Origin of the sequence: Vibrio sp. 10N.261.52.C11 (genome assembly GCF_041471405.1) — a bacterium.
Taxonomy (GTDB): Bacteria; Pseudomonadota; Gammaproteobacteria; order Enterobacterales; family Vibrionaceae; genus Vibrio; species Vibrio crassostreae_C.
The window spans coordinates 1-9,143 of sequence record NZ_JBFROI010000101.1; the positions used below are offsets into that span (position 1 = coordinate 1).

Genomic DNA, 9,143 nt, shown 5'->3' on the forward strand with positions numbered 1-9,143 from the left:
CTTAAGTGAACGGCATTAGTCGCTTAGGCGGCTCTTTTTGTATGTAAATTTCATGGCTTACTTTGTTACGCAAGGAAGTTGTCATTCCCTATAGCGAGGAGTGAGCGTAGTAGGGAATCTTGTTTAGTTAGGCTCGCGTAGTTTTAGATCCCCAACTCAGTCGTTCCTCTTTCTTGAGGATGACGTATTTAGGGACTATGTGAGTTCAGCGTTTTATTAAGGAACACCATCAATGAAAAGAATCCATATCGTAGCGGGTATTATCTTCAATCAAGATAAGTCACAGGTCTTTATCACTAAGCGTCCAGATGACAAGCACAAAGGTGGCTTCTGGGAATTTCCAGGTGGCAAGGTTGAAGAGGGCGAAACTATTGAGCAAGCGATGACTCGCGAGCTTGATGAAGAGGTCGGTATCAAGGTGACCGAGCAGTCTCTGTTTGAGCATCTTGAATTTGATTACACGGATAAGTCACTTAAGTTCGATTTCATTCTCGTGACTGATTTTGAAGAGCAGCCTTATGGTAAAGAAGGTCAGCAAGGTGAATGGGTAAGCCTAGAATCATTGAATCAATACGCCTTCCCAGAGGCAAATGTGCCAATTTTAGAGCGAGTAATAAAAGAGTTTTCGTAATTGCTAGCCTGAGTTTGAGATTGTTGTTAGTTTAAAGAGATTAATCGATTGAACGTTGCTGCAAGAGATAAGTGGCAACGGTAACCAAAACAATGGAGATATTCGCAGTGGTAAGAATTGCAATTGCAGGAGCAGCGGGCCGCATGGGCCGCAACTTGGTGAAAGCCGCTCATCATAATTCAGAAGCAAGTGTTGGAGCTGGTTCAGAGCGTCCAGAGTCATCTTTGGTCGGCGTAGATGTCGGCGAGTTATGCGGTGAAGGTCGTTTTGATGTTGCTTTAGTCGATGATTTGTCTAAAGCCATCGAAGAGTTTGATGTGATTGTCGATTTTACTGCCCCTGTTAGCACATTAGCGAATATTGAACTTTGTAAACGTCACGGTAAAAAACTGATCATCGGTACAACGGGCTTCTCTGAAGAAGAGAAGCAGGTGATTGATGCTGCTTCAAAAGAGATGGCTATCGTAATGGCACCTAACTACAGCGTTGGTGTGAACCTGGTCTTTAAGCTGCTAGAGAAGGCCGCTAAAGTGATGGGCGATTACTGTGATGTCGAGATCGTTGAGGCTCATCACCGTCATAAAGTCGATGCACCGTCAGGTACTGCGATTGGTATGGGCGAAGCTATTGCGGGTGCTATGGGCAATGAGCTGAACGATGTAGCTGTATGGTCACGCGAGGGTATTACTGGCGAGCGCACTAAAGATGAGATTGGTTTCGCGACGATTCGTGCCGGTGACATTATTGGTGAACACACCGCTATGTTTGCTGATATCGGTGAACGAGTGGAAATTACCCATAAAGCCACTGATCGAATGACCTTTGCTAATGGCGCAATCAAGGCCGCGGTTTGGTTAAATGATAAACCAGCAGGCTTTTATACCATGACGGATGTGCTTGGTTTGAATGACCTATAAATAGATATTTATGCGCTGGCAATTGCCGGCGCTTTCTTTATTTGGTGCATTTTCCTTAGTAATCTCACTTCTCCGATCTTCCTTCTACTTTCTTCTTATCGCCTTTTTGACTCCATTTCTATGCTGTTTATGTGGTCTTTAGTGTGTTTTTTGTTTTAGATCTTTAAATTGTCATGTTTTCTCTTGGTATTTATCGATTGCGTTTTGTTGCTGATATTTTTATCACTCTATGGTTGGCTAAAATGAGGAGTGAAAATTAGAAAATCGTAATATTCGAGCTAAATGCGCATGAAAGTTGAACTTTTGGAGCTTTGAGGGGGTAAATTGAATTAGTCCTTACAAATGTTTAATTTCTTTTGAGTTAAATGTTGACACGTATCACGCAGATCACTAAAATACCGCCAATTTGTCTAATTTCCATAAACACGCAGTTTTTGGTGTTGCAGGAAGGTAGATTTGCAAATTAAATCAATTTTAATGCATTTTTATTTCTGGAGGTTGTCTTGAAGAAGTCAGCACTACTCGTCCTAGAAGATGGGACAGTATTTCACGGTGAAGCCATTGGCGCTGTAGGTTCTGCAGTTGGTGAAGTCGTTTTTAATACCTCGATGACGGGGTACCAAGAAATCCTCACTGATCCTTCCTATTCTCAACAAATCGTTACCCTTACTTACCCTCACATTGGCAATACCGGAACCAATTCCGAAGACGAAGAATCTTCTTCAATCCACGCTCAAGGCCTTGTGATTCGCGATCTCCCTCTAATCGCTTCTAACTTCCGTAATGAACAATCCCTTTCTGATTACCTTAAGTCGCAAAACGTTGTTGGTATCGCTGATATTGATACTCGTAAGTTGACGCGTATTCTTCGTGAAAAAGGCGCACAGAACGGTTGTATTGTAGCTGGCTCTTCAATAAACGACGGAAACCTAGACGAAGCTTTGGCTCTAGCTAAAGCAAAAGAATTCCCTGGCCTGAAAGGTATGGACCTTGCGAAAGAAGTTACAACAAAAGAAGCGTATCAATGGAAACAAGGTTCGTGGACGCTTACGGGTGGACTTCCTGAAGCGAAAGCAGACTCAGAATTGCCATACCACGTTGTTGCTTATGACTTCGGTGCAAAACGAAACATCCTACGAATGCTTGTTGACCGCGGCTGCCGCCTAACGGTTGTTCCTGCTGAGACTTCAGCTGAAGAAGTACTTGCTCTGAACCCAGACGGTGTTTTCCTTTCAAATGGCCCTGGTGACCCAGAACCATGTACTTACGCAATTGAAGCGACAAAAGTGTTCCTAGAAAAAGGCTTACCAATCTTCGGTATCTGTCTAGGTCACCAGATTCTTGCTCTTGCGTCAGGCGCTAAGACAGTGAAGATGAAGTTTGGTCACCACGGCGCAAACCACCCGGTTAAAGATTTAGATCGTGATGTTGTGATGATTACTTCGCAAAACCACGGCTTTGCTGCTGACGAAGAAACCCTTCCAGAGACACTACGTGCAACGCACAAATCACTATTTGATGGTTCTCTACAAGGTATTCACCGTACAGACAAACCAGCATTCAGCTTCCAAGGTCACCCTGAAGCAAGCCCAGGTCCAGAAGACGCAGCGCCGTTATTCGACCACTTTATTGAACTAATCAAACAGCACACAGCGTAATTCGGAGTAGTAGACAATGCCAAAACGTACTGACATTAAAAGTATTCTTATTCTAGGTGCTGGCCCGATCGTTATCGGCCAAGCATGTGAGTTCGATTACTCTGGTGCTCAAGCTTGTAAAGCGCTTCGCGAAGAAGGTTACCGAGTTATTCTTGTAAACTCGAACCCAGCGACAATCATGACTGACCCAGACATGGCAGATGCAACTTACATCGAGCCTATCCAATGGGAAGTTGTGCGTAACATCATCGCTAAAGAGAAGCCTGATGCAGTTCTACCTACTATGGGTGGCCAAACTGCATTGAACTGTGCTCTAGACCTAGAAAAGCACGGCGTTCTTGAAGAGTTCGGTGTTGAAATGATTGGTGCAACGGCTGACGCTATCGATAAAGCAGAAGACCGTTCACGCTTCGATAAAGCAATGAAAGCAATTGGCCTTGAGTGTCCAACTGCTGATACAGCGAAAACGATGGAAGAAGCTTACAAAGTTTTAGACATGGTTGGCTTCCCTTGTATCATTCGTCCATCGTTCACGATGGGTGGTACTGGTGGCGGTATCGCTTACAACAAAGAAGAATTTGAAGAAATCTGTCGTCGTGGTTTGGATCTATCTCCAACTAATGAACTTCTTATCGATGAATCACTTATCGGTTGGAAAGAGTACGAGATGGAAGTGGTTCGTGACAAAAACGACAACTGCATCATCGTATGTGCGATTGAAAACTTCGACCCAATGGGTATTCACACAGGTGACTCAATCACTGTGGCTCCAGCTCAAACGCTGACAGATAAAGAATACCAACTAATGCGTAACGCATCTCTAGCAGTACTGCGTGAGATTGGTGTTGAAACAGGTGGTTCAAACGTACAGTTTGGTATCAACCCGAAAGATGGCCGTATGGTTATCATCGAGATGAACCCACGTGTATCTCGCTCTTCTGCACTAGCTTCTAAAGCAACAGGTTTCCCAATCGCTAAGATTGCAGCGAAACTGGCTGTTGGCTTCACGCTAGACGAGCTAATGAATGACATCACTGGCGGCGCAACTCCAGCATCATTCGAACCAACAATCGACTACGTAGTAACTAAGATTCCTCGTTTTAACTTCGAGAAGTTTGCAGGTGCTAACGACCGCCTAACGACGCAAATGAAGTCGGTTGGTGAAGTTATGGCTATCGGCCGTAACCAACAAGAATCTCTACAAAAAGCACTTCGCGGCCTAGAAGTTGGCGCGACTGGTTTTGACGAAATGGTAGACCTAGACGCACCAGATGCTCTAACGACTATCCGTCACGAACTTAAAGAAGCTGGCGCAGAGCGTATTTGGTACATCGCTGACGCATTCCGTGCTGGTATGTCGGTAGATGGTGTATTCAACCTAACGCAAATCGACCGTTGGTTCCTAGTTCAAATCGAAGACATCGTTAAGCTAGAGCAAGAACTTAAAGCGAAAGGCTTTGCTGGTCTAAATAAAGACGAGCTAAACAAGCTTAAGCGTAAAGGTTTTGCTGATGCGCGCCTATCTAAGATTCTAGGTGTGGCGGAAAGCGAAATCCGTCGTCTACGTGACCAATACGATATCCACCCGGTATACAAGCGTGTAGATACGTGTGCAGCTGAGTTCTCTTCAGATACGGCTTACATGTACTCATCTTACGATGACGAGTGTGAAGCAAACCCAACAGACAAAGAAAAAATCATGATTCTAGGCGGCGGTCCAAACCGTATCGGCCAAGGCATTGAATTTGACTACTGTTGTGTACACGCATCACTAGCGCTACGTGAAGATGGCTACGAAACTATCATGGTTAACTGTAACCCTGAGACAGTTTCTACAGACTACGATACGTCTGACCGTCTGTACTTCGAACCAGTAACTCTGGAAGACGTACTAGCAATCGCTCGTGTTGAGAAGCCAAAAGGCGTTATCGTTCAGTACGGTGGTCAAACGCCACTTAAACTGGCACGTGCTCTTGAAGCTGCTGGCGTACCAATCATCGGTACTAGCCCAGACGCAATCGACCGTGCAGAAGACCGTGAGCGTTTCCAAGTTGCTGTAGACCGTCTAGGCCTACTTCAACCAGAAAACGCGACAGTAACAACAATGGAGCAAGCGGTAGAGAAATCTCGTGAAATCGGCTTCCCACTTGTTGTACGTCCTTCTTACGTACTTGGTGGTCGTGCGATGGAAATCGTATACGACGAGCAAGACCTACGTCGCTACTTCAACGAAGCAGTTAGCGTATCAAACGAATCTCCAGTACTACTTGATAGCTTCCTAGATGACGCTGTTGAAGTAGACGTAGATGCGATTTGTGACGGTGAGCGCGTTGTAATCGGCGGTATTATGGAGCACATCGAGCAAGCGGGTGTTCACTCTGGTGACTCAGCATGTTCTCTTCCTGCATACACGCTAAGCCAAGAAATCCAAGACGTAATGCGCGAGCAAGTTGAAAAGCTAGCGTTCGAGTTGGGTGTTCGTGGTCTGATGAACACGCAGTTTGCTGTTAAGAACAATGAAGTGTACCTAATCGAGGTTAACCCTCGTGCAGCACGTACGGTTCCATTCGTATCTAAAGCAACTGGTGCGCCAATCGCTAAGATTGCCGCTCGTGTAATGGCGGGTCAATCTCTAGAGTCTCAAGGCTTTACGAAAGAAATCATCCCACCTTACTACTCAGTGAAAGAAGTTGTACTTCCATTCAACAAGTTCCCTGGTGTTGACCCACTGTTAGGCCCAGAAATGCGCTCTACTGGTGAAGTTATGGGTGTTGGTGCGACGTTCGCAGAAGCATACTCTAAAGCTGAATTGGGTTGTGGTAACATCTACCCAGAAGGCGGTCGTGCACTTCTTTCTGTTCGCGAAGGCGACAAAGAGCGTGTTGTTGACCTAGCATCTAAACTATCTAAGCTTGGTTACCAGCTAGACGCAACTCACGGTACTGCGGTTATCCTTGGCGAAGCGGGCATCAACCCACGTCTAGTAAACAAGGTACACGAAGGTCGTCCTCACATTCTTGACCGTATCAAGAACAACGAGTATACGTACATCGTGAACACTGCAGCTGGCCGTCAAGCGATTGAAGATTCTAAAGTTCTTCGTCGTGGTGCACTTGCTGAGAAAGTTAACTACACGACTACGCTAAATGCTGCATTCGCGACTTGTATGGCGCACACTGCAGACGCGAAAACGTCAGTAACTTCAGTTCAAGAGCTACACGCTCAGGTTAAAGCTTCTCAAGCTTAATCGCCTAAAGTGTATCGCTGATATGCGGATATAAATGCTCAAAGCCCACTCCTCGGAGTGGGCTTTTTTATGTCTGTTATTCCGCGGTAGCTTAATGATGAATATTTGGAATAGGTTAGAATCTTGTGTTTCGTTATTGCTCGTCTGCTGTGAGTGGTAACTTGTCGTTACACAGGACTTTAAGGCGTTGGGTATATGGAAATCACTCTAGAAATATTGGCTATCTTGTTTGTTGTTGCAACGGCAGCAGGCTTTATTGATGCAATGGCTGGCGGCGGTGGGTTACTGACTCTACCTGCATTGCTAGCGGCTGGAGTTCCACCCACGCAGGCACTGGCAACCAACAAACTCCAAAGCTCATTTGGCAGCTTCTCCGCGAGTTGGTATTTCGTGCGCAACGGTATCGTCAGCATCAAAGAGATGCGCCTTGCTATCTTTTGTACCTTTATTGGCTCTGCAATTGGCGCTGAGTTAGTCCAGCACATTGATGCGAGCCTACTGACCAGTGTGATACCGCTGCTGCTTATCGCTATCTCTCTCTATTTCCTGTTGGCACCGCAAACTAGAGCGTCTGAAGGAAAACAGAAGATCTCTGAGGCGATGTTTGCTCTGTGTGTAGGTGGTGGAGTTGGTTTCTATGATGGTTTCTTTGGCCCAGGAACAGGTTCTATCTTCACAGTCTGCTTTGTTGCGATTGGTCACTTCTCGTTAGTCGATGCTACGGCGCGCACCAAGGTACTTAATTTCACCTCTAATATTGCCGCATTGATCTTCTTTATTTTGGCTGGCTTGCCTATTTGGGAGTTAGGATTAGTGATGGCGGTTGGCGGTTTTATGGGTGCTCAGCTTGGCGCTAAAGTGGTGGTGACAAAAGGGCAGAAATGGATTCGACCCCTTGTGATCGTTATGTCGATGCTAATGGCGTCTAAACTGCTTTGGGAACAGCATCAACAATGGATTCTATCAGTGTTTTAACTCGTGGAGACTGGTAACTATTTGGTCTGACACAGATATGAATCGGCCGAATCAAGCCTGCTAATTCGGTGAAGCTATACAGATATTGAGGCTCAATATTGAGTGTTTTTACGATAGAGAGCGGTATTAACGCTGGCCCAGTCCCGCCCAATGCAAGTTGCGCCGCTGCGGTGTAGGCATCCATCTCCATCAAGGGTTTGATACCAAACTTCTCTAATACAGAAAGTTGATAAGAATTGGCAGGGTTGGTCATGTCGTTAGTGATGACCATTGGAGGAAGCTCCGTTAGCGGTGACTTACTCACTATGTAAAACGGCTCATCAAATAGATGGAAGGTCATCAACCCATGATGCGGTGGCAGTAAGCCAGCACACAACCCCAAGGTCGCCTTACCAGATTGCACTCGCTCTATGATTCTCGGCGTGTGGTTGGTGGTAATGGTGATGTACTTATCTTGCTGGATGAACTGGCCCATCATCTCACCTAAATAACCGGCTATCAGAGACTTAGAGCTGTCTAGGGTGATGAGAGTAGTATCTTCCAACTCTTGCTGTTCATAAATAAGCCCGCGAAGTTCATTGAATGTCGGGCCAATACTCTCTATTAATGCTATCGCATCTGGCGTGAGTTTTATCTGTCGGCCACTCGGTTCAATGAGCTTTTTACCTAGCTTCTTTTCTAAATTCGCAATCCGTTTGCTGACCGCTGATTGGCTGATATAAAGCAAACTGCCTGTGCGGCTCATGGTTTTTGCTTTACTCAATACCAGTAGAGTTTCGATTCCTTCGAGTAGCATTGGGTTATATTCATGAAATTTGGGAATGATTGTTTCAACTTACCTCAAACAACATTCATTCTCTAGTCTTGAGATCATAGATATCAATCAAGCTAGGAGTTTTGAAGCTAGCCCGTCAGCTAACTAGTTAGTTTAGGTTCTCTTAACTAGACTCGCGATGCGCTGACCAAAATAGAAAGCAGTCTGAAGATCGTTACTGTTGATGTGACTATTGGTGCTATCTGCCGTCTCATCTTCACTGGCGACCAAACCAATGCTTGACCCTGTGCGATTCAAACCTAAGTCATCAATGTGCTTTGAGATATCAAGCCCAGCCCAAATCATGCCATGCTGACAGGCCAGAGTGAAAAAGCTCAACAAGGTTTGTTGCTGCTCACCGTTAAGGCTGCCGCCAGTGGTAAAGCCTGCTGCGAGTTTATTCTTACAATAGCTATCACTACTTGCATCCATAAAGCTCTTAAACTGCGCGGCTGGTGAACCCATATAAGTCGGGGAGCCAAAGATAATGGCGTCACAGCTGTCTAATGACTTGAGCTTATCATCATTGTCATACCTTCCTTCGACCACTTCAGAAGATAGCACTTCGACAAGGAGTACTGAGTTAGGTTGTTGAGTGTTAATGCCTTCAGCGATTGTCTCAGCAACTTGCTTAGTTGCTCCATTCTTAGAGAAGAAAACAATGCCCACTTTACCAATACTCATCTTGAACTCCCTTTTGCCAATGTTAGTAAATACATTTATTTATAAAGCTATTTGTTTATTAATATAGCCTGCGAATTAGATAAGTAAACAGAAAACATTACTAACCTCTTGGCTAATGGACTAACTAAATTGAGTGTTAGGAAAAGAAGGGATCTTTGAAGAGTGGAAATAGAGGGTATAAGTGATTTTAAACGTGATTAAAAAAGGTTCATCGCGG

The 9,143-nt window shown here is 45.1% G+C and carries 7 protein-coding genes; 5 read left to right on the top strand and 2 right to left on the bottom strand.

Translation table 11 applies throughout. The features are described from left to right. Positions 1-232: 232 nt before the first annotated feature. The 5 genes from mutT to AB4323_RS23405 all read left to right on the top strand — a co-directional run bounded on the left by mutT (position 233) and on the right by AB4323_RS23405 (position 7,428). Positions 233-631, top strand: coding sequence for an 8-oxo-dGTP diphosphatase MutT (mutT, locus tag AB4323_RS23385; RefSeq protein WP_017062897.1), 399 nt, complete (start codon positions 233-235; stop codon positions 629-631). Positions 632-723: 92 nt separating this feature from the next. Next, on the top strand, positions 724-1,548 hold the full coding sequence (gene dapB / locus AB4323_RS23390) for a 4-hydroxy-tetrahydrodipicolinate reductase (RefSeq protein WP_020628676.1): 825 nt from the start codon (positions 724-726) through the stop codon (positions 1,546-1,548). A gap of 503 nt (positions 1,549-2,051) precedes the next feature. Beyond that, positions 2,052-3,206 (top strand): glutamine-hydrolyzing carbamoyl-phosphate synthase small subunit, encoded by a 1,155-nt coding sequence (carA, locus tag AB4323_RS23395; protein WP_372073203.1) that lies wholly within the window; start codon positions 2,052-2,054, stop codon positions 3,204-3,206. A 16-nt stretch (positions 3,207-3,222) separates the two neighbouring features. Next, positions 3,223-6,453 (top strand): carbamoyl-phosphate synthase large subunit, encoded by a 3,231-nt coding sequence (carB, locus tag AB4323_RS23400; RefSeq protein WP_017059294.1) that lies wholly within the window; start codon positions 3,223-3,225, stop codon positions 6,451-6,453. Between the two features lie 195 nt (positions 6,454-6,648). Continuing rightward, the gene (locus AB4323_RS23405) at positions 6,649-7,428 is read left to right on the top strand and encodes a TSUP family transporter (RefSeq protein ID WP_010434762.1); all 780 of its coding nucleotides are present in this window, start codon (positions 6,649-6,651) and stop codon (positions 7,426-7,428) included. Here AB4323_RS23405 and AB4323_RS23410 read toward each other — a convergent pair. Beyond that, positions 7,379-8,224: a LysR family transcriptional regulator gene (locus tag AB4323_RS23410; protein ID WP_017059296.1), complete on the bottom strand. Its 846-nt coding sequence runs from the start codon at positions 8,222-8,224 to the stop codon at positions 7,379-7,381. The genes AB4323_RS23405 and AB4323_RS23410 overlap by 50 nt on opposite strands. 132 nt (positions 8,225-8,356) lie before the next feature. Further along, positions 8,357-8,926 carry a flavodoxin family protein gene (locus AB4323_RS23415; RefSeq protein WP_372153465.1) on the bottom strand — a complete coding sequence of 190 codons (570 nt, stop codon included), beginning with the start codon at positions 8,924-8,926 and terminating at the stop codon, positions 8,357-8,359. Positions 8,927-9,143: the final 217 nt, after the last annotated feature.